Consider the following 25,165-nt stretch of genomic DNA (forward strand, 5'->3'; position numbering starts at 1 on the left):
AATCCTACTTACTCTTCACAGTACTTAAGAAATGGTCAAAGCGGGGAAGGATTTTACAAGGTCATCCAGTGCTTTGATCTGTGTGAGGAACGGCTCAAGTTGGTCCAATGGCAACGCACTTGGGCCGTCGCATTTTGCTTTGTCTGGATCTGGGTGTGCTTCAAGGAATAAGCCGGCCAAGCCAACGCCCATGCCTGCCCGTGCAAGCTCGACGACTTGTTCCCGGCGACCGCCGGAAGCAGCACCGGAAGGATCACGATTTTGCAGCGCGTGAGTCACATCAAAAATAATGGGCAAGTTTTCGCAGGTGCGTTTCATCACACCAAAGCCAAGCATGTCCACAACAAGATTGTCATAACCCATGCATGTGCCACGGTCACACAAAATGAGTTGGTCGTTACCAGCTTCTTTGAACTTGTGAACAATGTTCTGCATTTGCGAAGGACTCAGGAACTGAGGCTTCTTGATGTTAACCGGCTTACCTGTTTTTGCTAACGCAACGACCAGATCAGTCTGGCGTGCTAGGAAGGCTGGTAGCTGAAGTACGTCAACAACTTCGGCAACGGGGGCGGCTTGATATATTTCGTGAACGTCAGTAATGATTGGGACGCCAAACTCTTTCTTTACTTTTTCAAAGATGCGAAGCCCTTCTTCCATTCCTGGGCCACGATATGAGTGGATGGAGGAACGATTCGCTTTATCGAAGCTCGCTTTGAAAACGTAGGGGATGCCGAGCTTCTCTGTCACCTTGACATACTGCTCACATGCAGTAAGTGCAAGGTCAGAAGACTCTAGAACATTAATGCCGCCAAAAAGTACGAAAGGCAGCTCATTTGCTACTGTGATTTTGCTATTGATACGGATCATAATTATTTAGACTCAGTATTCGGTTTGGGTTGCCTGGCGCTGAAGCTTGCGTTGCGCGATGTTTGCTTTGATATCTCGGATCTGCTCGATAGCAGTGTCGATATCATTAAATACGACTCCCGACATATCAATAGGGTTGAGTGTCCACCATTTCAGCTCCAAAAGCTGCTCAATTGTCTCTGGGCCAAAGCGGTAGCCAATCACTTTGGCAGGAGAGCCTGCAACTATTGCGTATGGTGGAATGTCATCGCTGACAACCGAACCTGATTCAATAACGGCCCCATGTGCGATTTTGACTCCGCGATAGATTATCACATCTTGCCCTACCCATACATCATGGCCAATTACTGCGCCCGGGAGGATCGGATCTCGCTTGACTCGGTTGACATTTTTATAGTGTGAGATGGGAGTAAAAAGCTTGTCCGAGAATTGGAATGGGTGCGAGCTCAAAAGAGAGGTTGGATAGCTACCAGGTCCAATAATTACATTGGTCGAAATTGAGCAGTAGCTACCAATTCGAGTGCTTGCTCCGATTTTGCAATTGGAGCCCATGTAAGTGTATTTACCTATGACGCATTTGGCTGCAATGTTGACCGCTCCTAGCCGCACAGGACCTTTCAGTTGCAGGTCTGGTGCAACAACTGCGTCGGCACTAAAGAGAGCGAATTTTTTATTGAGCATGGTAGTGCAATCTTCCTTGGGGTGTTATTTGAGGTTAAAAATCCTAGAGATCAGAGGCTTCTTCTGATCTCTTGCGGCTTTGCTGAGTCTGTTGTACTTGGGCTCGATTGTGCGCAGTTTCTGCACTGTCTCTCGCACGTAAAGTTGTCCTTTAGTTAGTGGCAGTATCTCTCCGGCAGCCAGGCTTTTTGCAAGGTCAATGCATGCTTGTGCAGACGTTTTCCCAGCAGGTATAGAGAAGAGCTCTTGCCGAAGAGAGCTTGCATTTTGAACAAGTTCTTTGGAATTTTGGAGGGCGAAATCAATTGAGATTTCAAAGTCCTCTACTCGCTCACAAACATGCCCTATCTCCGTTCTTCGTGCAAACTCAAGTGAAGATAAGTCAAACTTTTGAACGCCAATTTTATTGTCGGAGTTTTCTTGGTAAAGAAGTATTGGCTTTTTGGCGAACATGCCATCAAATATGGCGCCAGAGAAGTCGCTGATAATCAAGTCGGCTGCGCAAAGTAGCTTTAATTGATCTGCTGAGCCGTCATAAATGTGGGCTAGCTTCTCTCTTTTGGCGGCAATAAGCCATTCTGGGGTCTTCGCATCATTGTTGTGATGCATTTTTAGGATAATATTGTACTTCTTTTGAAGGTTGGCAATAGGCTTTAAGAGAGCATCAAACGAACCAAGCTCACCCCAGGTCGGCATATAAAGAAGCGTGGGCTTTTTAGGGTCTAGTTTTAGCTCTTTACGTAGGGCGGATTTGTTTGAGTAGAGCTTAGTGTATTGGCTCCACTCATCGAATTTCAGGTTGCCTACGGCATAGCTAGGGCCGTAATGGGATACGATGTCAGCTGAGTAATTACCGTACATCAAATTCATGTCGGCGAGAGAGCGCCACTCACCATAGTTGTGGCGCTCTTTGGCTAACCCATATTGTAACGAAATCAGCTTTGACTCTTTGATTCGTTCAATGTTTGGAAAAGCGGACTGGAAAAATATCACATCGTGCGTGCCATCGATTAGAGGGATCTCTGATGGCTTCACAAACATGGTGTTCCAGTGCTTGTTTTTTAACATTTCTGAAGGAAACAGTTTTGCATTGGTTTCCTTGTCAATAAGTATTACAGTCGGGGCTTGGCAAAGTTTTGCCAGAGGCTCGAACTGTAGAAGTTGGAAAGGGTTCCAAACAATAAATGCAGCTTTCATCTGTGAAGAAACCTAGCGGGTAATTTGGTTGAAGATTCGTTTTTCTTTATCCCACTGATGCAGGTGGACGCCAGCTTTTTCATCGTCAACAAAGTAGTGGGCTTTAAAATTTGCACCTTCGTGAAGGTGGCTAAAGCCAAACAAGAAATCTTTCGGAATCGGCCCGATGGTTTTATAAATCCAATAAGCTAGCGCCAGACCAGTGCTGGGAAGCCCATCCAGTTTGCCAATCAGTTCTTGGAAAACATGGCTTGGGATGATCGTATAGTCTGTTCGCATTAACATTAAAGGTAGCAGGTAGTTGGCTGCATCCTTGCGTTTGGTTGCAAAGTTGTTGCCTGCAAGAATGGTTAATTTGTTCTTGCGCGCTCGGAAAGGCTCGACCTCATTATTTGCAACTCTTACCCAGACGTCTTCTTTGCTTCCGTAGTCTTCTGGGAAGTCTAGGCTGTAATTGTTGATTCGAATAACCAATTCTTTCGAGTCAATGATTTTCCCATTTCCCGAGCCTATCTCTGTCGGAGCATTACCTACTAGGCAAAAACTGTATCGTGAGGAAACAAGCATGCTCTCGAATTTATTGCGCGCTCGTACGATCTCTTTGAAGCATACGCTGCCACGGTTGAAGTATTCATCTTTCCATATTGCGTTGCTAACAATCTTATTGAAAATATAAGGGCTTGTGGTGTTCTTGAGAATGTAACCTTTGCCAACGTTTCGGATTAGTTGGGTGGCAACGCCATCTCGTTTGCGTTGGTACAGCATCGCTGCTAGTCTGAGCTTCTGGTTTTTAGTTAGGCAGAGAAATACATCGGGCATCAGCATGCGCTTGATGCTTTTTTCGATCTTCTCTGATCTGAACCCATACTTTTGTGTGATGAAATCGGTGTATCGAAAATTTACGTTAATCTCTCTGCACTTGAAATTCGCTTTTTCAAAGTAAGCTTCAGTGGCTGAGTCGTAGGCGCGATGTTTAAGAAGCCAGTCGGCAAGGCTATATTGAATGTAGCGTGAATTGGTTTTTGAGAAATAATTCACTAATTCAGAAGTAGCGTTTTCGCTGATCGCTTTATTTCTAAGTAGAGCAACCCCTGTTAACCACTTTAGTCCAGGCACGAAGCGCCCCAGAGCGCCTTCATGCATCGTTAGTGCTCTTCTCGGGCCAATGTACTGCAGTAAAGACTGGAGTGCCGTATCGTAATGCTTGTAGCGATTAAGCTCAAAAGCTTTGTATTGCATGCCCAGCTTGGCAATAAGACTCTTTTTATTCTTCTCGGGGCCAGCACTCTTGGTTTTGGAACCGCTCTGAGAGCTTGCTGCACGAGCAGGGGAGGGCGCGCCGGGTTTGGACGAGGTTGCTTTCCCCTGCATTAGCTGGGCTTTCATGTATTTTACTCCAATCGCGAGTAGGCTTAACTAAATTGCTACTTCAGTCAGGCTGTGGTCGATCACTCATACTTTCGGATTTCAGCAATAAGCTGAGTGGTCGAAATGCCTTCCGTGCGACGCAGGTATTTGACTTCGCACAGTGGGCTTAGGAAGTCGAATTTTCCTTCCCAGTCGTCACCCATTACGAGGATATCTGCTTTGTGCTCTTTGATGTATTCCGCTTTGAGTTCAAGCGACTCCTCAATAAATACGTGGTCTACGAATTTTAGGGATGAGATTAATTCGGATCTGTCAGTTTCTGGGTAGACTGGGTTACGCTTTTTCTTGGAGAAGTTTAGTGCGTCGGACGAAACGCCAACAGTCAGGTGGTGTCCAAGTGCTTTGGCTCTTTGTAGGATGCGGATATGCCCTACATGGAGTACGTCAAAGGTCCCGAAGGTAATAATGCGCTTCATATTTCATCCTTAAATTAGCCCCCAGTGAATTCTTGGAGGCTTGAGCTTTAATTTATTTAGTTAACGCCAGATGCTCGTCCCAAGATCATTGTTTGGACGATCGGGGAAATAACTTTTTGCCATTCATACACTGCAGCATTTGTCACATAAATCGTATCGTCTGGTTTGATCGCGATTTGTCGAGCATAGAAAATTGCCGCTGGGTCGCGCATGTTGAGGCGAAGGACCAAGGGTTTACTCTTCGAGCTATCATCCATTCGGAATATGAAGACGCCCTCAGGGTTTGCATTCTGCTCGCGCAGTCCGCCAACACTACCCAGCGCGTCGAGCAGGCTGGTATTCTGATTTGGCATGTCTTTGAGGCCTGGTTCTCCAACTGCCCCCATCGCCACGAATCGTTGACGTGCTTTGTCCAGAACAACTTCCGAGTTTGGTCGCAGGGTCATGTTGTTGCCTGCAAGTACATCCTCATAGTTGAACTTTTGAACTTGGCTTCCATTGCGGACAGTAACATTGACTAGGTGCGGCTCCAGTACTGGTCCGCCTGCCTGGTTCACTGCATCAAGCAGGGTCAATGGGCCTTGTAGAGTACTGAAGCGACCTGGCGATTTGACTGCGCCTGCAACTAAGACCGAGCCAGACAGGTCGCCAACCAATTCGACGTGAGTTTGCACATCGGTGGTGATGCCCTTGAGTTGGCGGCGAATCATGGTTTCCACCTGATTCAAGGTCATACCACCTACAAACTGACGCCCGACATAAGGCAGCGACAACATTCCTTGGGCGTCAATGCGTGTCTTGAGCTGAGTGCCGCCGGTTGCCAAAGGCGCGAACAAGGCTGAGCCTTCCGGCGCAGTGTCAGCGATCAGTACATTCAACGTGTCGCCGGGCATCAGGCGCACTTCGGGCGACAGCGGTTTGGTCACCGAGGCCAGCGCAGGTTTTTCTGCGCTGCGCATAAATGGAGCAATCGTCTGAGCATTAATGTCGACGAGGTTGTACGCCTCTGTTTTGCTTTCGATCGCGCCTTTATAGGGGCCAGCACCGGACAACGTTCCGCCACATCCAGCCAAGCTGGCTGAGGCCAGGGCTAGAGCTACCAGCTTCAGCTTGAAGGTTCGGGAGATAGCCAGGGATTTAATCACGATGATCCTCGATCGAAGCCAGAATGAAGCGAGTAATGCCGTACAGCATCAAAAGGCCAAGCAAAATTGTTGCCAAGTTGTACCAGCGCTCTGGGTATACGGCGAGTTGGGGGGAGTTGGGGCTGACGACAGTTACCAATGTTCGAATTTTTTTGCTCGCCTCGATCCGCGCGTTATCGAGTGCTGCTACCGCTGTTTTATAAGTTTCCTCTGCAATACCTGCATCAAGGGTGAGCTGTTGGTACCGCGAAGCTACCACGTTCAGTTGTGAGCCTTGAGGTGAAGAAACAAGCAGTCGTTTTTCCTTCGCCAACTGTTGTGTGATGGCTTCTACGCGCTGGCGTTGCTGGCGGACTTGTGGTGCATCTCCGCGAAGCTTTAGCGTCATTTCTGTCAGCTGGGCTTGCTCTTTGGTGTACTGGCTCTCCAGGTCGGCAATGATGGTTGCTCGACTTTGCGCGGTAGTGCCGCCGTCTAGTACCTTGTTTTCGTTCTGGAAGCTGAGCAGCTCAATCTTGCGCTTGGAGTAATTGACGCGTGCGTTTTCCAGCTCGCCTTGAGCGAACTTCATCTGCTCGCGGGCAATGTTGTGACTGACTTCGTTGACGAAGTGCTCGCTGGCTTGGAGGATGACTCGCAGCATTTTTTCGGAAAGTTCAGGGGTGAATGCTTGAACTTCGACACGCAGTAGGCCGGTCGTTTCATCATAGCGAGCCGAAACCATGCGCTGGTAGTAATTCAGCAGGTCTTCTCTTGGGGCATCGTTATCGAGCCAGAAAAATACATCACTGCGTTGAGCGGCATACTGTTCAACCCATTTCACGCGCTCTTCAAGCAGCAGCATCATATCCATCGAAGTGATGTATTCGCGCAGGTACAGTGTTTCTTCGCGCGACGCTGGGTTGGCCCCAGTCAACAATGTGGCTAGGCCGGGCACTTGAGCCCCTTGATTGTTGCCATCTTGACGCACGACTACCTGGGCAGAGCTGACAAAGCGGTCAACGGCGAAAATGCCGTAATACACGGCAGCCAATACCATTGGCAGAATTACCATGGCAATCGCCAGGCCCCAGCCCTTCTTTTTACCCGTACTGCTCATAGTTGGATGCATCCTTCAAGTGGAACGGTGCTGCTTTGTTTGATTAATGGAGGAGTCAGCTCTTGTAGGCTTCGATGCCTTCGGCGACATCGTCATACACCTGAATACCGCCGTCGCGTACTAAAAGCACTACGTCACAAAGCTTCTTGATTTCGGGCATGGAGTGGGAAACCAGCACGATGTTGGAGGTCTTCAGTCTTTCTTTGAAAACCTTGGCGCACTTGCGTTTGAACTGTGCGTCGCCGACCGACATCACTTCGTCGATAAGGTAATAGTCAAAGTCAAAGGCCATGCTCAGGCCAAAAGCCACCCTCGAACGCATGCCCGACGAATACGTTTTGATTGGCTCGTCGATCCAGTCGCCAATTTCGGCAAACTCCTGCACATACCGTACCTTTTCGCGCATTGCTTCGCCCGTGGCACCGTACACGCGGCAAACGAACTTGATATTGTCGCGGCCGGTCATGCTGCCTTGAAATCCGCCCGTCAAACCTACAGGCCATGAAATGCTGCGGTCTGTGACGATGGTGCCTGAATCGGGTACATCTGCACCGCCAAGCAGGCGCATGAGGGTTGATTTACCTGCGCCGTTTCGACCGATCAGGCCAATATTCTTGCCTGGTGGGATAGCCAGCGAGAGGTTGCGGAAGACATACCTGCGCCCCTTGGGGGTAAGGTAGGACTTGGTGACGTTTCTGAGCTCGAACACGTTGGGCCTGTACTTAACCGTTCTTTGTGGACATCAGGTGCATCCTGCGGGCGCGGTAAGCGCCCAGGGACAGGAACAGCAGAACCACGGTAAAAGAAATGACATAAGTCTCGGAGATACCATCGACCGGGGTGTAGTGGGGCAACACCTCTGCTCGGATTAGCTCGAGAATATGAAGGAAAGGGTTAAGCAGCAGGACTGGCATCATGGCTTGCGGTAAGTAAGCTGCTGGAATCAGAACGCCTGAAATGAAATACAGCGGGAAGAAGGCCATACGAATGATGATCTTCAAGCTCGGAATCGCATGCGTGATCAAGGCGAGGAGCATCCCCAGCCCGAAAGCGAACAGTAAGCCCAGCGCCAGATTTGCTGCCCATTGCAGCGGACTATGAACTGTCATATCAAATCCGTACCATGCAAAACCAAACACAAGAATGGCGTAGACGGTGGCGGCGATGCAGGCTTCTACAATGACTCGGGCGACATAGGTGTCGAGGGGCTTGATTTGCTTGTACCCAAACAGAGACCGGTTTTCCCGCAGGCTGTCCATCAGCCTCAAAGCGGTGTTTCGGTACAGCAGAAATGGGGCCATGCCCACCAAGATGAAAACCGGATACTCGACACCGGAAACAGTTCGCGCACGCAGCATTGCGAAGAGAACCGAAAAAATAAGCAGGTGGCAGATAGGCTCAACGAGCATCCATACAGCCCCCATACGCCGTTCGCCTAGGCGGGCGCGTGCCTCGCGCAGAACGAGGGCGAAGATGACCGATTTCTGAATCTGCAGGGACGAACGAGCTTTCAAGATGGCGACCGCAAAGCAATGCAGCGCGCCTAGGCACGCCGGAATTCATCTTCAGGAAAGGCTCGCCCTGAGGCGATTTCAGACGGATTTTCCGGAAACTTCCCTGTTCTAAGGGGCGGAAGGGTAAGCGTGAGAGGGCATAAACGTCAAGCGAGATACCGCAATTCCGGCCTAAAGTTCTACTTTCTCGGTCGGTATTGGGATGAATGGCAGTGGAAGGGATGATGGCATATTGATTCCATGTTGCAAAGGGGCGAACCGGACATTTCTTCTGCCAAACGCGCCTCGCAGCATACGCTGGGTGTTCATCTGTCTCAGTGAACAGGTTCACATTGTGCGTGTAAAAAGATTATCTTTGCCCGCTAGTAAGGCCGGTATTGGATCCAATGGCGGCTCGTTCGCTGTAAGGCAAGGCCGTTAAGCTGGTCCGGGATTTTGGGGCAAGAGGGTTCGAGGAAGACAAACTGGTGCTCAAGGCCTGTCCCCTGAGTTCACCCGTCAAGGACTGCACCGACTTTGGCATTGTATGTCGGGTATACGGACTGGCAGGGTGAAATTTTTTCCTGCCTCACTCATACAGTCGGGGCCTGGCAGGATTCTCCTTTGCTCGATTGGCAACCAATGGCCTCTGTATGTACGAGCCGGATAAGATTGTCGTAAGCCATTAAAATATATGGCACTCTGCCATGGCAACGCTCGCTGCGAAGCTCGAGGAGTACCCGAGGCGAGCCATCCAGATGGCTCGTCTCCCAGATCGTGAAATTATGAAAACCTATAACTTCAAGAAGTTGTTTATGCCGGATATTTCAGCAGACACAGCCAGTCTGATCCACGCCATAGCCTCTGCCACTGCCGTCATCGCCGCACTCATCGCCGCCTGCGCGATGATCCTTGCGCACATGACTTCGGATATGAAAAACCAGCAAGCCGAAGCCGCTCCTTCCCGGCCCAGCCAGGAAGTTACGGTCATCCGTGAGTCGGACGTACAGGCTCGGCTGGAGATCGAGCAGCTCATCGAGCAAAACGACGCGCTCAGGGCCGAACTGGCCCAGGAGAAGGCTGAGCGACTCAAGCTGGAGGCCAGCCTCAAGCCCCGGTCGCTGACCCCGCTGGCGCACGACGCCTTCAAGGCGTTGGCGGTTGAGCTAAAGGCTAAAACACTGGCACCGGTCGTGCTGCTCAATATCCACAAAGATGACAAAGAAGCGGTTCGCTTTGCCAAGGAAATTGCCGTTGCGCTGACCAAGGCGGGTGTTCAGGTTCAAATCAAGCAGTTGCCCCTGCAAAAGCACAATACCGGTACCCAGGTGGTTGTCTATGCCGGGGCGGGCAGTGATGAACTTGAGCAGGCGTTCAAGGCGGCTGAGTTTGCTTCAGACATCAAACGCTCGGGGCAGAGCCCGCGGGTGAAGGTGGATGATGGGGATGCGATTGCTATCTCGGCATTTATCAGTGTGTATCCGCGAACCGTGATTTGATCGGTGGGCTGATACGGGGCGTGATTCTTTTTTGGGCGGTGGTGGATGGCACGGGCTTCGCCCGTGTTCGCGGGTAAACCCGCTCCTACATCGATTTGTGTTGGGGCGCCGATCTGTGCTGGGCCACCGCCCGATGGGGGCGCGGGTTTGCCTGCGAATGCGGTGGCGGCAGCGGTGAAGGGCTGGGGAGATTGGGCGGCAGGTTTGGCCCTTTCGCGGGTGAACCCGCTCCTACATTGATCGGGGTATCGCTATAGGCCGGTTGTGCCGGCACACATCGGTGTAGGCGCGCCATCAATGGCGCTTGTTCTTCGCGATTTCGATGTCGTTCATCAGGGCTTTGGCCATGGCCAGCAGGTAATCCGCTGCGCCCAGCATCTTGTGGTCATCTTCCATGTCGCCTTCGCGCACAAGGTGTTTGCAGTAGCCGAGCAGGACCGAGACGTGTTCGTAGGCATCATCGATCGGGATGCCGGGTTGGACACGGAGCAGGTCTGCGGTGGGGTTGCCGGCTTCGAGGAAGGTTTCGATGCCTGCGGTGAGGAGGGGAGAGTGGTCGTGGCTTTTCATCGTAGTAGCTCCTGAAAAGTGGAACTGCCACGTCAATCTTTCTCACGGATCAAGGCGGCAGTCGTACACGGGGTGAGAAACCGAGGGAGCCACAAGGCTCGGCCAGACCGAGGTCTGCCCGCGTACGACCGCCATGACAGGCAAGCCAGGTAACTCGCATCAGGTTCTCACACCCGGTCACCCACATGGCGACCCGGTGACGTTATCCCTGGGGCATTTCCCCGACAATTCAGCTGCTTCTGACCGGTGTGTAGGATAGTTCGCTTGGTTACCCAAACTGAAGAGGTGAGGGTGGGGTTTCAGGAAAGTCTGACGCGCTGTGTGTGCTGCGAGGCCGAAGGGGGTTGCCCCGCATGCCTTGGCAAATGTCTTCGCCGTGATCGCCGGCCAATGTAGGCGCGGTGAACCCGCTCCTACATTTAACGGCGTGGGTTGTTCCAGTCGGTGGCCAGGGCTTCGCGAATACGCGCGCACGCCTTGCCATCGCCATACGGGTTATGCGTAACGCTCATCTCGCGGTACACCGCCTCATCGGTCAGCAGGGTACTCAGCTCCCTCACAATCGATTCCACTTCTGTCCCCACCAACCTGACCGTGCCCGCCGCCACCGCTTCGGGCCGTTCGGTGGTGTCGCGCATCACCAGCACCGGTTTGCCCAGCGCCGGTGCTTCTTCCTGGATGCCCCCCGAGTCGGTCAGTATCACGTAGGCACGGGTCATCAGGTACACGAACGGCAGGTAATCCAGCGGCTCGATCAGGTGGATGTTGCCTACATCCCCCAGCAGTCGGTTAACCGGCTCGCGCACGTTGGGGTTGAGGTGTACCGGGTACACCACGTCCACTTCGGGGAATTGCCGTGCGGTCTGCACCAGCGCCTGGCAGATGCGTTCAAAGCCGCCACCAAAGTTCTCGCGCCGGTGGCCGGTAACCAGCAACAGCTGGCGGCTTGCAGCCAGGTAGCTGAACTGCTCGGCGAAACGGCCTTTCAGCGCCGGGCTTTGCAGCTTTTGCTCCACTTCCAGCAAGGCGTCGATCACGGTATTGCCGGTGGTGAAGATGTGCGCTGGGTCGGTGCCTTCACGCAACAGGTTGTCGCGCGAGGTGGTGGGGGTAAAGTGCAGCGCGGCTTCCTATGTTCAAAAAAGCAGCTAGGCAGTGTGGGCGAGTCCATACATAGGAGCGGGTTTACCCGCGAAAGGGGCGGGCTCGGCGTACGATGGTCGCCGGGTATTCGCCCTTCGCGGGTGAATCCGCTCCACATGGGGTATAAAACGATTTCTTAATCACCCCTGACGCTATACAAAAGAGACGTTAGACTTGGAGCAATTGAGTTAAATTAAAGTGGCGCAATATCTAGGATTTCAGGACGTGGTCGACAACTGCTTTCATGCCTTCAGGCTGATAATTTGCGTCTGCCATCTTGGCGAGAACGAGGTTGCGGAAGGCTTCATATTTTATGCCGCCACCATGGCGAGCTACATACTCTTTGAGGATGTCTCTGCCGCGTAGCACCTCTTTCCAGGTGTTATCTTTGAGGCTTGTCAAATACCGATCAGTGAGTGTTTCCTCGAAAGTTTGGAGGCTGCTTTCGCTCAGATCTTTTGTAATTAATAGGTTGATTTTTTCAATGGAGCTGTTCACTCGGTCGTATAGCGCTTTTACCGTGTTTTTTGACTTGGGGTCCGTGCGCGTGTTTATGGCTGAGGTCAATATGTTATTGGCGTGTGAGTTAAGTTCGTGGGCAATCATTTTTGGTAGTACGGCTTCTGCGCATTCGATAAGCTGGCGTTCAACTTGCTCGACATTTCGCTTGTTCAGGTCATAGTCGGACATGACGCGTGCAATGTGAGGGGCGCTAAGAAAATAATTTTCAATGTGGTAAACGTTCCAGCTAAGGTTTGCTTGGTCTTTGTCTGCTTTTTTATGTTGGTCGAGGTCTTTGTCAGTTACGCTATAAACTTTGAAGGGGAATCGTTTTTCAGTTGCTGCCTTCTCTAGAATTTCTTGTAGTGCTCTAACTCTGCTTTTGTTGGTGCCGGAAATTAAGTTGGCCTTCTCAATGAGTTCCGGGAATAGCCTACTCACAACATTTCTGTCGAAGTCTGAATCACCGCCGCCTTCAAATATGACAATTTTCCCGTTTGGCTGATAGGCAGCCAGGTCTCCAACCAGATCGGCCAGAGCTAAGTCAACGTCCTCGTTGGCGGAAAGTGGCTTTACTTGGTTCTCGTTGGCAGTGGTTGCGCTGATAGGCGTCATGTGAAAGACGCTGTAGTCGCGATGCCCTACGACCTCACGTAAAAGAGCATCAGAGTGAGTCACTAGCCAAAGTTGGTTGTTCAGACTTTCGCCTAAGTGCTTGCGGTAAAATTGAGGAAGCTCTCTGATGAGGCGGGGATTCAAGTGTAGCTCGGGCTCATCCAAGAGTATTATTGAATGTTGTGGCGCTGAGTTTCGGATGCGTAAGTAGCCATATATGATCTCTTTCTCGCCGGAGCTTAGTTCGTCAAGGTCATGCTCGCGCCCATTGGAGGTAATTACCGGGAATGTGAGCTTTCCTTGTACGGTGGGCTTGGGGCCCAAAAATGTCTTGTCTGGAAAGAAACTGGCAAAAAGTTCTTTCAATGTGCTCGTCAGGTTTGATTGTTTTTCGCGAGGAAGTCCTGCTGCCTCCGCCAGGACCTCTTTAATGTAGGATGCGGCCATTTCTCCTTTCACATTGCTGTACTTGCCGCTGTAGTTGTACAGTGCGGTTTGGCTTCGCTGCTGAATCTGCTGTTCAAGGTTTAAGGTTATACCTTGTATGCTTTCCCGGGAGAAGTGACGCTGTGGCCCATGGTAGTCAATCACTCCCAAGTCCGTTGGGCGGAACGTACCAAAAATTATCGAAAGGGCGACTGATGACTCGAGAAATATTCCCTTCTTTGGATCTGCATATATTTTTCCGATGATTTTCGATTGACTAAGTTCGTCTTTAAGGGTCTGGGTTTCTTCGTGTAGTTTTTTTTGGGTTTCGGGACCTTGCTCGTAGACCCTGTAGTGAGGGGCTGTGTCGTTAGCGTATTCATATTGTTGTGAGGCGTTGTATGAGTTTAGAAGCTTTTCCCTTAGTAGTTGCTCTGCATTCTGTAAGATGTATTCTTTTTCGGGTTCGGTGATTGTGAACTCGCAAGTAATGCTAAAATTTTGTTTTGGGTCGTTGAACAAGGATATCAAATCATTTGGTTTGTTGCTTGGGGTGATTTGAAACTCGCCCATCCATTGATGCCATTCGTTGATTTGATATCCGCCATAAATAGACTTTAAAAGACGGATGGCGTCAAAAATGCAGGATTTCCCGGACCCATTCTGGCCTGCGATGACAACCATGTCTCCCAGGTTCTGTAGGCTTACCTTGGTTATTCCGCGGAAGTTTAAAATTTCAAGATTTAATATTTTCATGATTACACGAGGGGTTTGGTTTTTGTTTAGGTATGTGATTGGTAGGAATGTGTAGCGACTTAATATGTTGTCTTGGTTTCTGCGCAAATACTGCGCGTCGCATCAAGCATCTCTGCTTTCTTGCTCCAGCCCGAAGCTCTGCTCAAGTCGTGTGACGAGATCATCAAGGCTTCCTCGCAGGCCGAGGTCTTTCAAGTTCACCTCTTCCTTTGCCAGTAGTGTCAAGAACACCTGCATGTCAGCCAAAACACTTTCGCTCAACTCGATATACTCTCCTGTCAGAAGGCCTGACAGAACCAGTACATCGTTTCGGTGCTTTTTGACGTTGCGGGCATCAACCTTCTCCCCCGCCTGCTTACGCCTCGACAGGTCAAGCCAGGCGCGCGCCTTGAGGGGGATCAGCCGGTCAGCGCTGATGTACGACAGTTCCTCGTTATCCTGGCGGCCCTCCAGGAGAAACGCGTAATACGCATCGTCCAGCAGGATCGCGGACAAACTGGAGACGGACTCATCGGTGGGAATCGGTGTCAGTGTTGAATTTTCCTGATGATCGAGGCCTTCAGGACTCCGCGAGAACAATTCGATTTGTACCGGATAGGCTTCGTCTGCCGGATGTTGAAAGCGGTAGAAAATGGGGCGGTCACCGCCAGCCTGCCTGATCTGGTACCCACCGGCCTTCACGAAGTCCCAGAAATGAGCCACGAACTGAGCATCCAAGGCCTCGATGATCAGCACGATATCGAGATCTTTGGTCGCTCTGAAGTCGCGGCCGGCTTCATCCATGGTGAGCGCGGATGCCACCCCTCCGATCAAGACGTAGCGGTCTCGGTATTCGGCGAAATGCCTGGCAAACAGTTCTAATCCTCTGACACTAGCCACGGTACCTGCTCCTTGAGTTCGTCCAGGCAGATCTGGATCCGTTCGTCTGGGTTGTCTTGCAGGCTCAGCAGCAAGGAGGCTGGGTCTGCGATGTTCTTGTTACGGGCCAGGCTGTTGTAGGCCCAGATTTCAACCCTGGCTGACGTGTCATCGACTGACGTTGAAGGGCGCATTTGCTCATCCGCGATCAGCTCAGCGAAGCGTTTTTTAGTCATGCCGTAGATCGGCTTTGTCGGCTCTGTCAGCAGGGTGTATTTGGCGAGAGCGGTTTCACCTGCCAGGAACACGCCTTCACCGAGTTGAAGTTTCGAGTCGATAGCGACGGTGCGCCTGACCGGTGATCGCATGTGGCTTCGGGCTCGGCTGAATACCTCTGGCCTGTCGCCGTCGAACGTATACAGGTTGTTGAACCCCCTGCCTTTCACTGTTGTTAGCAGCTTAAGCGCCATGAGCTGGTCGATTACCTTGGACAGCGTTACCCGGCTGTATTTGAAGCCGCCCATGATTGCGCCACTGCTGAAAAGCTTTTCACTGGACCATCCCTCATAGAGACAGCCGAGCAGCATCGCCTGGGCTGCTGGCAGCAATGCTGATACCTCTTCGCTCTCTCGGCGTTGGCGTACCTTCTCTCGCAGGTCCATGGCCAAGTCTGGGATGAACATCTGATATCCAGGCTGGAGGAAATTGATGTGATGGCTGATCAGGCTTCGGCGCTCGTGAGGGGTGAGGGATTTTGTTACGTAGACGATTACCTCATCAGTAGCTTTTCGTACCTGGGTAATGTGCTTTTTCAGCGCAACGCTACCCGGGTGTTCGTCTGCCATTGGCATGAGCAGCAGTGCTGGAACAGACGCTTTACCCACCCCTAGCCGCATCCGGACGGGGCTGTACAAATCCAGGATATGGTAGGGAAGCTTGAGGTGAACGGCTTCGAGCTCTATTGGCAAGCCGACTGTCGACTCCACGTAAGTCTTTAAATCATCCTTCAGGCTTGGCATCAAGCGGTACCTTGTAAACCTTTTTTTCAACTGTAAACCTGAATGGTTAACAGGTCAAAAAATAAGGTTACAGGCAGTTCTGTCGATGATGAGCCGCAGTCTCACAGGCGCTGCATTACTCCCCTGCAAACCCCGCCAGCGCTTCGCGAATACGCGCGCAGGCTTTGCCGTCGCCATACGGGTTATGTGCAACGCTCATCTCGCGGTACACCGCCTCATCGGTCAGCAGGGTATTCAGCTCGCGCACAATCGATTCCACTTCTGTCCCCACCAGCCTGACCGTACCCGCCGCCACAGCTTCGGGCCGCTCGGTGGTGTCGCGCATCACCAGCACCGGTTTGCCCAGCGCCGGCGCTTCCTCCTGAATGCCCCCCGAGTCGGTCAGTATCACGTAGGCACGGGTCATCAGGTACACGAACGGCAGGTAATCCAGCGGCTCGATCAGGTGGATGTTGCCTACATCCCCCAGCAGCCGGTTGACCGGCTCGCGCACGTTGGGGTTGAGGTGTACCGGGTACACCACGTCCACTTCGGGGAATTGCCGTGCGGTCTGCACCAGCGCCTGGCAAATGCGCTCGAAGCCGCCCCCAAAGTTCTCGCGCCGGTGGCCGGTAACCAGCAACAGCCGGCGGCTTGCTGCCAGGTAGCTGAACTGTTTGGCGAAGCGGTCGTTCAGCGCCGGGCTTTGCAGCTTTTGCTCCACTTCCAGCAGGGCGTCGATCACGGTGTTGCCGGTGGTGAAGATGTGCGCCGGGTCGGTGCCTTCACGCAGCAGGTTGTCGCGCGAGGTGGTGGTGGGGGCGAAGTGCAGCGCGGCCAAGGCGCCGGTCAGGCGCCGGTTGCCTTCTTCAGGCCAGGGGGAATACAGGTTGTTGGTGCGCAGGCCGGCCTCTACGTGGGCAATGGGGATTTGCTGGTAGTAGGCCGCCAGGCTGGTGGCAAAGGTGGTGGCAGTGTCGCCGTGCACCAGCACCACGTCGGGCTTGAACTCGGCCAGTACTGGCTTGATGCCTTGCAGGATGGCGGTGGTCACGCCTGTCAGGTCCTGGCCGGCTTTCATGATGTTCAGGTCGTAGTCGGGGCTGAAGTCGAACAGTTCCAGCACCTGGTCGAGCATTTGCCGATGCTGGCCGGTGACGCACACGCGGGCTTCGAAGCGGCTGTCCTGGGCCAGTTGCAGGGCTAGCGGGGCCATCTTGATGGCTTCTGGGCGGGTACCGAAAACGGTCAGGGTCTTGAGGGGCACGGCGGTGATCCTCTTGCTCGGGTCCTTGAAGCAAACCGGTTTTCCATTGCTCAAGAAATCTAGCAGGCGGGCAGTAGGGTGCCAGTGTGCAGGGGGATGTTTGCCGGGCGGCGGTGGGGAGGTTTGCGCAGCGGGCCTTGTTCGGCGGGCGCTGTAGGAAAGTGGCGGGGCATGGGTAGGCAGGGGTATCGGACAAACGGGGATCAGCCTGCAGACATAGGACTTGGCCGAAGAGGGTGGAATGGCCACTGTTTGTGGGTGGGCGACGTTGATCGTTTTGCTGACCCATTTGGTAACCATTCGCCGGGGTGGCAGGGTGTTCCGCTGCCGGGCTAACCGCTAGGGTTTGTTGCGCAGCCGAAGGAAAACGGCTGCTGGAAAATGACCAACCCAAGGAGTGTTGACCATGCGCAATAACGTTCTGTCGTACCTGCTGCTGCCGCTGTTCGCCAGTTTGTCCTTCTCCCTCAGCGCCGCACCGGCCAGTACCGCGGCGGTGGCTGAACCGGTGCCTGTGGTGAGCCAGCAACAGGTGCAGCAGCCGCAGCAGTTGGACTTGAACACAGCCGATGCGCTGACCCTGCAGAAGGAGCTGAACGGCATCGGCAAGGCCAAGGCTGAGGCCATCGTGGCTTATCGCGAGGCCAATGGGCCATTTGCTTCGGTGGATGAACTGCTGGAGATCAAGGGGATTGGGAATGCACTGCTGGAGCGTAATCGGGATAAGGTGAGGGTGGAGTAAGCGGGGAGGGGTCAAGGCCGGAGCCTTGCCCGGCCTTGGCACATTGATCAAAAATACGCCAGCACCTATCATGATCCAGAGCAAACCCGCTAAAGGAGGCGGAGATGATTGTAAAAACCGCAGCTCCCAAAAAAACCGTTGCCAAGCGTAAAAAAAACGACAAGCCACTTACGCCTGAAGACGTACGTGCCGCTGCTCGTGGTGGTGAGGCTGCCTTCCGCTACTATGTCGAGAATGGAACGCTTCCAGTCTCTAAGTGAGCGTCCTTGTCAGCAGTAAAGGTTTCGGACCTCTTCAAAGAGTCGATTGGTTGGTACGACTTTTTTATTGATTTTCATGATTATAAGCTCTGTGGAGATCTTCCTGACATTTTTGGCCGGGACGAAGAGCTTGATCTCGCAGACATGTTTCATATCCATCTTGCAGCCACAGAGGTGATTCAAGCGAAGTGGCGGGCAGCGCGGTTGCAATTCAGGCGTACGACAGATCCGAACCGTCCGGAAGACGATTTCTGGCTGATCTATGCCTACGACCTACTGCGAGATGAGTATTTGCTGCTGACCATTTTGGGCCCCGATGCGCATAGCCGCGAGCAATGGGGCGCTTATTTGCGGGATCTCCATTCAAAGATCGTCAGTCCCTGGATACTGGGGCAGGTTATCTATACTGATCCGGACGAGGACGAATGAGGCTGTTGGCCGGAATCAATAGCCTCAATCAAAAAGCCAGCACCGCTAGCGGTCCTGCGCATCCTTGGCATCCGCCTCGGCATTGCGCTCATGCACCTTGCGCAGTTGCTCATCGGTCAGTGGCAGTTTTTTTGCCGTATCGCGCAGCATCATCAGCCCGCCGACGATGGAGCCGAGGGCTATGATGAGTATCAGCCAGGCATACCAGGGCATTGTCGTTCTCCTTAAAGCGGGTGAGGGCTGCTTGTATGAAATTTGAGCGAATAGCCGTTGCGTTGGTTCAATTATAGAAGCCGGCCACTGTCGGGCCAAATCCGTGACCCGCGGCCCCCAAAGCTTGGCCCACTTCGTTTACAATGCGCGCCGTTTTCGACTTGCCAAGAGACCCTGCCCATGTCCGCCTGCCAGACGCCCCTGATCGTCGCCCTGGATTTCCCTACCCGTGAGGCCGCCCTGAAGCTGGCTGACCAGCTTGACCCTGCGCTGTGCCGGGTGAAGGTTGGCAAGGAGCTGTTCACCAGCAGCGCTTCGGGCATTGTCGAAACCCTGTGCGACAAGGGCTTCGAAGTGTTCCTGGACCTCAAGTTCCACGACATTCCCAACACCACCGCCATGGCGGTCAAGGCAGCCGCCGAGATGGGTGTGTGGATGGTGAACGTGCATTGCTCCGGTGGCCTGCGCATGATGGCTGCCTGCCGTGAAGAACTGGCCAAGCGCAGCGGCCCACAGCCGCTGCTGATTGGCGTGACCGTGCTGACCAGCATGGAGCGTGAAGACCTGGCCGGTATCGGCCTGGATATCGACCCGCAAGAGCAGGTGCTGCGCCTGGCGGCATTGGCGCAGAAGGCTGGCATGGACGGTTTGGTGTGCTCGGCGCTGGAGGCCCCGGCGCTGAAGGCTGCGCACCCGTCGTTGCAACTGGTGACCCCGGGTATTCGCCCGGCAGGCAGTGCACAGGATGACCAGCGCCGTATCCTCACCCCGCGTCAGGCGCTGGATGCGGGGTCGGATTACCTGGTGATCGGTCGACCGATCAGCCAGGCTGCCGACCCGGCGCAGGCGTTGGCGGCGGTGGTGGCGGAGATTCGTGGGTAAATAGCCTGCGTTTAAAAAAGGCCAGCACGCGTGTGCTGGCCTTTTTTTTGTGTTCAGGCCGTGCGGCTAAGTGCAACTCGCTGGCCATGATGGCCAGGAAACCCTGATGCGGTGGGGGCAGCCCAAGCCGCTGTAGGGCGTGCTTCGCAGCGCTATGGGTTGATCTGGAGATCTTACAAGTATAATTTTGTGTCTGTAGATCATGCATAAGGAGCCACGCTCATGAACCGGGCGGTCAACAAGCAATCCACTTCGACAAAGGAAATGGGTGTCATCGGGTTGCGCGCAGCGGTCAACATCATGGAAAAGTGGGGCGCCACGGCCAGGCAGATCGAGAGCGTGCTACGCATTTCGCGCAGCACCCATACCCGGGCCAAAAGCCCTGAGCGGGTGATGAGCCTGGACGACGATCAACTGGCTCGGATCAGCGTGGTGCTTAACATTCACGCAACCCTGCGCACCATTTTCGACAACCCGGATAATGTGTATGGCTTCCCATCCATGAACAATCACAACCCTTTTTTCGACGGGCGTTCGCCGTTGGATGTGATGGCGCTAGGTTCGTTCATCCAGCTCTATGAAACCTTCCGCCGCATTGATGCATTGCGGGGTGCGCAGTGGTAGAGCCTGTCAGCCTTTGTCCTGTGCCGGGTAGCGAGGTCATCAAGTCATATCGCCTGGTGAACTCGAAGTTTCCGCCCATCGCTTTGTTCGATGACGTGGCCAGTGAAGAGGAATTCGACATCCTCTACGCGCTCCAGGCCCTCACCAATCCGCGTCTGCAGAATGAGTTGGGTAATCTGAATTTGATACCCCGTAGCGAAATACCTTTTGGAATTACGGGGTGTGCGTATGCGACAGCGCCGTTCACGCACGTGAACCCGGATGGTTCAAGGTTCGCGGATGGCACCTTTGGCGTGCTTTACCTCGCCGACAGCATGGAAACGGCGGTGGCGGAGGTTCGGCACCATCAGCAGGCCTACTGGGGTAATGTGCCGGGGCTGAATTATGAGCGGTTCGTGTTCCGTGGCCTGGTGTGCCATTTCGATGAAACTGGCGTGCTGGATGCCACGGTGTTGCCGGTGTCGCACGCCATTTATGCGCCAGACGATTACACTTTTTCCCAGTCTATGGGTGCATCGGTGAAAAAGCTCATGGCGCCAGGGCTTCGATACCACTCCGTTCGCTCGCCGGGCAATACCTGCTGGGCACTGATGACGCCACGTCCGGTGGCGTCAATCGTGCAGTCCTGCCATTACGAAATGGTCTGGAACAAGCAGATCACCAGCGTCAACAAACTGGTTGCGAGCCCACCCTAGTCAGACCTTCAACACCAGCTTGCCAAAATTCTCCCCGTTGAACAGCTTGAGCAAGGTCTCCGGGAACGTCTCCAGCCCTTCCACCACGTCTTCCTTGCTTTTCACTTGCCCACTGGCCAGCCACCCGGCAATTTCCAGCGCGGCCTTTCCATAATCCTTGCTGTAATCCATCACCACAAAGCCTTCCATGCGGGCGCGGTTCACCAGCAGCGACAGGTAGTTGGCTGGGCCTTTTACGGCTTCCTTGTTGTTGTACTGGCTGATCGCGCCGCAAATCACGATGCGCGCCTTGAAGTTGATGCGCGTCAGCACCGCATCGAGGATGTCGCCGCCAACGTTGTCGAAATACACGTCCACGCCTTTCGGGCATTCGCGTTTCAGCCCGGCCAGCACGTCTTCGGCCTTGTAGTCGATCACCCCGTCAAAGCCCAGCTCGTCCAGCAGGTACTGGCACTTTTCGGCACCGCCGGCAATGCCCACCACGCGGCAGCCTTTGACTTTGGCAATTTGCCCGACAATGCTGCCCACCGCACCGGCTGCACCGGAAATGACCACGGTATCACCGGCCTTGGGTTGGCCGACGTCCAGCAGGGCGAAGTAGGCCGTCATGCCGGTCATGCCCAGTGCCGAGAGGTAGCGGGGCAGGGGCGCCAGACTGGGGTCGATCTTGTGCAGCCCCTGGGGCTCGCCAGTGAAGTAGTCCTGTACGCCAAGGGCGCCGCTTACGTGGTCACCCGGCTTGAAGCCAGGGTGGTTGGAGGCCACCACTTCTCCCACGCCCAGTGCACGCATCACCTGGCCCAAGGCCACGGGCGGTATGTAGGACTTGCCTTCGTTCATCCAGCCGCGCATGGCCGGATCTAGCGACAGGTACAGGTTGCGCACCAGTACCTGGCCTTCGCCGGGTTGCTCGGCGGGCACGGTCTCGAAGTTGAAGTCGTCACGGCGCACGGCGCCGACCGGGCGTTTGGCGAGCAGGAAGCGGCGGTTGGTCTGGGTCATGGCGGGTCCTTTTGGGCAGTGGAGGGGATCAGGTGTTCAATCTACCTTGTTGATGTAGGTAGGTCCTTAACATCACTGACAAGCATGGTAGCCCAACCGGTGGGGTGATGATGCTGCCCGGCCGATTGCGGGCTGACTATGCTCTGAACCCCACCATACCGTCACAGGAGCACGCGATGAGCATGACCTTTTCTGGCCAGGTAGCCTTGGTTACCGGCGCTGCGGCCGGCATTGGCCGGGCAACCGCCCTGGCCTTCGCCCGGCAGGGCCTGAACGTGGTGGTGGCCGACCTGGACCCGGTCGGCGGTGAGGCCACCGTGGCGCAGGTAAAGGCGGCGGGCGGCGAAGCGCTGTTCATTGCCTGCGACGTTACCCGTGACGCCGAGGTACGCCAGCTGCACGAGCGGCTGATCGCTGCGTATGGCCGGCTGGATTACGCCTTCAACAATGCCGGCATCGAGATAGAGCAGCACCGCCTGGCCGAAGGCAGCGAGGCCGAGTTCGATGCCATCATGGGCGTTAATGTGAAGGGCGTCTGGTTGTGCATGAAGTACCAGCTGCCGTTGCTGCTGGCCCAGGGCGGCGGGGCAATCGTCAATACCGCCTCGGTGGCAGGCCTGGGGGCGGCACCGAAGATGAGTATCTACAGCGCCAGCAAGCATGCGGTCATTGGCCTGACCAAGTCGGCGGCCGTCGAATACGCCAAGAAGGGCATCCGTGTGAATGCCGTGTGCCCGGCGGTCATCGACACCGATATGTTCCGCCGTGCCCACGAGGCCGACCCGCGCAAGGCCGAGTTCGCCGCCGCCATGCACCCGGTGGGGCGCATTGGCAAGGTCGAGGAGATTGCCAGTGCGGTGATGTACCTGTGCAGTGATGGTGCGGCGTTTACCACCGGGCATTGCCTGACGGTGGATGGTGGGGCTACGGCGATCTGAGCCGATACCGTGGGTGGCGCTTCGCGGGCCACCCCTCCCCACCAGGCCGGTTAGAAGCTGACGCCTACCTTTATGCCGTACTCATCGCGGGTTTGTTCGTCGGAGTCGGTCATCAAGAACTGCCCATCCAGTTCATAGTCGTAGCGGCTGTAATAGAGTGAAGCCAGTATCGGCACGGTGCCGTTTTGGTTGAACAGCACGCTAAGTTCCGCAAACGGGTTGCTGGTATCTTTCAAATCCAGTTCTTCATGGCTGATGCCATGAATTTCCAGTTGCGCGTCGCCCTCGATAACCTGGCGCATGCCCACCTCGAAACGCAGGGTGGCATTATTGAAACGGTAGTTGTAACCCGCCGCGATTTTGGCAAACGGGGTGCGGTTGGTTAAGTCGACATCATAACGGCTGGTATTAGGTTGCAGCCGGTTCCATTTGTAGCCAGCCCCCAGCAGTACGTCCAGCGAGTGGCGCTCGCTCAGTTGCGCCCGCCAGCCCAGGTCCAGATCGGCCTGCCCGTCCTTGAGCTTCTGGTTCTGCTTCTTGGAGTACATGCCGCTGGCTTCTGCCTGGTAAACCACGCCGGCCTTGGCGGTCATCTTGTTGCCGTAACTGATGAACACGCCGCCTTCAGGCATGTGCTCGGTGTCATTCCCGCGCCCGTTGAGTTCCAATAACGTGTAACTGGCTTGCGCGCCGACAGTTAAACGTGGGGCGGTGGAACTTTCGGCATATACAGCAGTGCTAATGCCGAGGCAAAGCAACGGCGTAACCGCAGCGACAATGGCGGCGCTTTTCATAAGGAACTCCCAAGGCGCATGACGGGTCCGGAAGGCGGGCCTGTTATGAATCACGATAGTGGCGTTTATAAAAAAGATAGTGGCAATTCAATATTTTTTTAGGCCCCACTATTGGGTAAAGATTAATGACGTCAAAGTTGCCCTGTACATAAGATGTTGGAATGAATTGATGCGGTGTTTGCTTCGAATTGATAATTACGCGGCCTGGGCGAGCAGCCGCGCTGGGCTATGATTAATGGCTCTATGATGGCGCGCTGGCGAGGCATCAAAAACGACCTCTGCACACGCAAAAACGACAGCTCATAGCTATTTGACACTATTCTGGCGCCAGGCCCTTGTTCATCGACGGGCAACGTTGCCACCCTTGGCCCTTGGGATAACCTCGCAAGCAGAAGGGGAATCGGCGATGGGCGCAAGCAAGCACGGTGTACTGGCCAACCTGGGCATGGCCCGCAAGCTCGGCCTGGGTTTTGCCTTGGTGCTGCTACTGACCCTGGCGGTGGCGGCCATCGGCATCTTCGCGCTGCACAGCGTCGGCCAGCGCTTCGACAGCTTGCGTCAATTGGCCCAGTTCAATACCGACCTGCTGCGCTTGCGTCAGCATGAACAGGCATTTGCCTTGAGCTCCGACATGCAGCAGGTCGAGGCCCTGCGCAGTGGCCTGCAGGGCCTGGCCGAGCGTGCGCGTGGCTTGCCGGCGCTGGCCGCGGTACAAGCAGACCTGGCCGCCTATGGCCAGGCATTCGAGGCCTTTGTCGAGGCCGTGCAGGCCAAGGAGCTGGCGCTGGACATGGCCAGCTGGTCGGTGTCCAGCGTGGCCAATAACCTCGATGTGCTGCAGGCCGGCCTGGCCGATGACGGTGTGTACACCCTCAAACAGTCCCAGGGCCAACAGGGCGGCGAGTTTCTGGAGCAGGCTGCGCAGGTGGCGCAGGTGTCACGGCTGATGTTGCAGGCCATGGACGAAGCGCGGGTACGCCTGGAAAAAAGCCGCAAGGGTGAAGAGGGCGTAAGCCAGGAACGTATTGCCCAGACGGTGGAGGCCGCCAGCCTGGTGGGCCAGTTGCAGGGTGCGGTCAGTGATGCCGGCTACCAGAGTGTATTGGGCGAGGTGGCGGGGCACATTGGCAGCTTCTCGGAAAAACTCAACGAATACACCGACCAGCTGGCCCGTGAGCAGGGGCTCAAAGCCCAGTTGCAAGCCAGCGCCGAGCAAGTCACCGGCCGGGTCGACCAGGCCTATCTGGGCCAGGAGCAGGTGCTGCAAGGTGAGTTGCAGCGCAATGCCATAGCGATTGGCCTGGCCACGGCGTTGGCGCTGGTTGTCGGCTTGCTGGCAGCCTGGCTGATTACCCGTGCGGTCGTCGGCCCACTCAAGCATGTGATCGCCCGTGCCCAGCGCATTGCCGCTGGCGAGTTGGTGTTCGACGCCCAGGCGCCACGTCGTGACGAAGTGGGGCAGCTGATGCAGGCCATGCAGCAGATGGCGGCGGGCCTGTCGGGTATTGTCAGTGGCTTGCAGCAAGGTATCGAGCAACTGGCGGGCAATGCCCAGGCGTTGTCGGCAGTGACCGAGCAGACCAACCGCGAGGTAGGCAGCCAGAAAGAGGAAACCGAACAGGTGGCC

25 protein-coding genes and 2 pseudogenes are annotated in these 25,165 nt (G+C 54.6%); 9 read left to right on the forward strand and 18 right to left on the reverse strand.

The features are described 5' to 3' along the window. Positions 1-24: 24 nt before the first annotated feature. From kdsA to QQ992_RS07155, 9 genes are all read right to left on the reverse strand, one after another. The gene (gene kdsA, locus QQ992_RS07115; protein ID WP_286112767.1) at positions 25-867 is read right to left on the reverse strand and encodes a 3-deoxy-8-phosphooctulonate synthase; all 843 of its coding nucleotides are present in this window, start codon (positions 865-867) and stop codon (positions 25-27) included. A gap of 12 nt (positions 868-879) precedes the next feature. Further along, a complete protein-coding gene (locus QQ992_RS07120) occupies positions 880-1,548 on the reverse strand; it encodes a CatB-related O-acetyltransferase (RefSeq protein WP_286112768.1) in 669 nt (222 codons plus the stop codon). A 24-nt stretch (positions 1,549-1,572) separates the two neighbouring features. Further along, positions 1,573-2,745 (reverse strand): CDP-glycerol glycerophosphotransferase family protein, encoded by a 1,173-nt coding sequence (locus QQ992_RS07125; protein ID WP_286112769.1) that lies wholly within the window; start codon positions 2,743-2,745, stop codon positions 1,573-1,575. Positions 2,746-2,757: 12 nt separating this feature from the next. Then, positions 2,758-4,131 (reverse strand): glycosyltransferase family 29 protein, encoded by a 1,374-nt coding sequence (locus QQ992_RS07130; protein ID WP_286112771.1) that lies wholly within the window; start codon positions 4,129-4,131, stop codon positions 2,758-2,760. A gap of 62 nt (positions 4,132-4,193) precedes the next feature. Further along, positions 4,194-4,589, reverse strand: coding sequence for an FAD synthase family protein (locus QQ992_RS07135; RefSeq protein ID WP_108078059.1), 396 nt, complete (start codon positions 4,587-4,589; stop codon positions 4,194-4,196). Positions 4,590-4,645: 56 nt separating this feature from the next. Continuing rightward, positions 4,646-5,734 carry a polysaccharide biosynthesis/export family protein gene (locus QQ992_RS07140; protein ID WP_286112774.1) on the reverse strand — a complete coding sequence of 363 codons (1,089 nt, stop codon included), beginning with the start codon at positions 5,732-5,734 and terminating at the stop codon, positions 4,646-4,648. Continuing rightward, positions 5,727-6,833 (reverse strand): KpsE/RkpR family capsule polysaccharide export protein, encoded by a 1,107-nt coding sequence (locus QQ992_RS07145; RefSeq protein WP_286112776.1) that lies wholly within the window; start codon positions 6,831-6,833, stop codon positions 5,727-5,729. Before QQ992_RS07145 ends, QQ992_RS07140 begins: the two co-directional genes overlap by 8 nt. A 55-nt stretch (positions 6,834-6,888) precedes the next feature. Beyond that, entirely contained in the window at positions 6,889-7,542 is a 654-nt protein-coding gene (locus QQ992_RS07150; protein ID WP_286112778.1) for an ABC transporter ATP-binding protein, read from the reverse strand. Positions 7,543-7,555: 13 nt separating this feature from the next. After that, positions 7,556-8,347, reverse strand: coding sequence for an ABC transporter permease (locus tag QQ992_RS07155; RefSeq protein WP_286112780.1), 792 nt, complete (start codon positions 8,345-8,347; stop codon positions 7,556-7,558). A 686-nt stretch (positions 8,348-9,033) separates the two neighbouring features. Here QQ992_RS07155 and QQ992_RS07160 point away from each other — a divergent pair. Further along, on the forward strand, positions 9,034-9,825 hold the full coding sequence (locus tag QQ992_RS07160; protein WP_286112781.1) for a hypothetical protein: 792 nt from the start codon (positions 9,034-9,036) through the stop codon (positions 9,823-9,825). Between the two features lie 294 nt (positions 9,826-10,119). Here QQ992_RS07160 and QQ992_RS07165 read toward each other — a convergent pair whose 3' ends face one another. The 6 genes and pseudogenes from QQ992_RS07165 to wecB (QQ992_RS07190) all read right to left on the reverse strand — a co-directional run bounded on the left by QQ992_RS07165 (position 10,120) and on the right by wecB (QQ992_RS07190) (position 16,959). Beyond that, entirely contained in the window at positions 10,120-10,395 is a 276-nt protein-coding gene (locus tag QQ992_RS07165; RefSeq protein WP_286112783.1) for a DUF3077 domain-containing protein, read from the reverse strand. Between the two features lie 419 nt (positions 10,396-10,814). Beyond that, positions 10,815-11,522: pseudogene (gene wecB / locus QQ992_RS07170) on the reverse strand (non-hydrolyzing UDP-N-acetylglucosamine 2-epimerase); the annotation flags it as partial. Between the two features lie 226 nt (positions 11,523-11,748). Then, positions 11,749-13,836: an AAA family ATPase gene (locus tag QQ992_RS07175; RefSeq protein ID WP_286112785.1), complete on the reverse strand. Its 2,088-nt coding sequence runs from the start codon at positions 13,834-13,836 to the stop codon at positions 11,749-11,751. 102 nt (positions 13,837-13,938) lie between these two features. Further along, complete coding sequence (locus QQ992_RS07180) at positions 13,939-14,715, reverse strand: hypothetical protein (protein WP_286112787.1); 777 nt, start codon at positions 14,713-14,715, stop codon at positions 13,939-13,941. After that, positions 14,694-15,713: a hypothetical protein gene (locus QQ992_RS07185; protein ID WP_286112788.1), complete on the reverse strand. Its 1,020-nt coding sequence runs from the start codon at positions 15,711-15,713 to the stop codon at positions 14,694-14,696. Before QQ992_RS07185 ends, QQ992_RS07180 begins: the two co-directional genes overlap by 22 nt. A gap of 115 nt (positions 15,714-15,828) precedes the next feature. Beyond that, positions 15,829-16,959 (reverse strand): non-hydrolyzing UDP-N-acetylglucosamine 2-epimerase, encoded by a 1,131-nt coding sequence (wecB, locus tag QQ992_RS07190; RefSeq protein WP_286112789.1) that lies wholly within the window; start codon positions 16,957-16,959, stop codon positions 15,829-15,831. Positions 16,960-17,365: 406 nt separating this feature from the next. Here wecB (QQ992_RS07190) and QQ992_RS07195 point away from each other — a divergent pair, with 406 nt between their 5' ends. From QQ992_RS07195 to QQ992_RS07205, 3 genes are all read left to right on the forward strand, one after another. Beyond that, entirely contained in the window at positions 17,366-17,701 is a 336-nt protein-coding gene (locus QQ992_RS07195) for a ComEA family DNA-binding protein (RefSeq protein WP_060538728.1), read from the forward strand. A gap of 104 nt (positions 17,702-17,805) precedes the next feature. Next, on the forward strand, positions 17,806-17,961 hold the full coding sequence (locus QQ992_RS07200; protein WP_286112792.1) for a hypothetical protein: 156 nt from the start codon (positions 17,806-17,808) through the stop codon (positions 17,959-17,961). Between the two features lie 6 nt (positions 17,962-17,967). Further along, positions 17,968-18,390, forward strand: a complete 423-nt coding sequence (locus QQ992_RS07205; RefSeq protein ID WP_286112793.1) for a type II toxin-antitoxin system YafO family toxin — start codon at positions 17,968-17,970, stop codon at positions 18,388-18,390. A 45-nt stretch (positions 18,391-18,435) separates the two neighbouring features. Here the strand turns inward: QQ992_RS07205 and QQ992_RS07210 are convergent, their stop codons facing one another. After that, complete coding sequence (locus QQ992_RS07210; protein ID WP_016500979.1) at positions 18,436-18,603, reverse strand: DUF2897 family protein; 168 nt, start codon at positions 18,601-18,603, stop codon at positions 18,436-18,438. Positions 18,604-18,783: 180 nt separating this feature from the next. Between QQ992_RS07210 and pyrF the strand changes: the two genes are divergently transcribed. The 3 genes from pyrF (at position 18,784) to QQ992_RS07225 (ending at position 20,804) form a co-directional block, all read left to right on the forward strand. Further along, entirely contained in the window at positions 18,784-19,485 is a 702-nt protein-coding gene (gene pyrF / locus QQ992_RS07215; protein ID WP_019096946.1) for an orotidine-5'-phosphate decarboxylase, read from the forward strand. Between the two features lie 222 nt (positions 19,486-19,707). Continuing rightward, on the forward strand, positions 19,708-20,109 hold the full coding sequence (locus QQ992_RS07220) for an antitoxin Xre-like helix-turn-helix domain-containing protein (protein WP_286112794.1): 402 nt from the start codon (positions 19,708-19,710) through the stop codon (positions 20,107-20,109). Between the two features lie 56 nt (positions 20,110-20,165). Beyond that, positions 20,166-20,804 (forward strand): RES family NAD+ phosphorylase, encoded by a 639-nt coding sequence (locus QQ992_RS07225; RefSeq protein ID WP_433963104.1) that lies wholly within the window; start codon positions 20,166-20,168, stop codon positions 20,802-20,804. Here QQ992_RS07225 and QQ992_RS07230 read toward each other — a convergent pair whose 3' ends face one another. Beyond that, entirely contained in the window at positions 20,805-21,806 is a 1,002-nt protein-coding gene (locus QQ992_RS07230; protein ID WP_286112796.1) for an NADP-dependent oxidoreductase, read from the reverse strand. 176 nt (positions 21,807-21,982) lie between these two features. Here QQ992_RS07230 and QQ992_RS07235 point away from each other — a divergent pair, with 176 nt between their 5' ends. Beyond that, positions 21,983-22,744, forward strand: coding sequence for an SDR family oxidoreductase (locus QQ992_RS07235; protein WP_286112797.1), 762 nt, complete (start codon positions 21,983-21,985; stop codon positions 22,742-22,744). 50 nt (positions 22,745-22,794) lie between these two features. Here the strand turns inward: QQ992_RS07235 and QQ992_RS07240 are convergent, their stop codons facing one another. Continuing rightward, a complete protein-coding gene (locus QQ992_RS07240) occupies positions 22,795-23,538 on the reverse strand; it encodes an outer membrane beta-barrel protein (protein WP_286112798.1) in 744 nt (247 codons plus the stop codon). A 958-nt stretch (positions 23,539-24,496) separates the two neighbouring features. Here QQ992_RS07240 and QQ992_RS28050 point away from each other — a divergent pair. Then, positions 24,497-24,976, forward strand: a pseudogene (locus tag QQ992_RS28050) (methyl-accepting chemotaxis protein); the annotation flags it as partial. Between the last annotated feature and the right edge of the window lie 189 nt (positions 24,977-25,165).

Source organism: Pseudomonas kurunegalensis (assembly GCF_030291635.1).
Classification (GTDB): Bacteria; Pseudomonadota; Gammaproteobacteria; order Pseudomonadales; family Pseudomonadaceae; genus Aquipseudomonas; species Aquipseudomonas monteilii.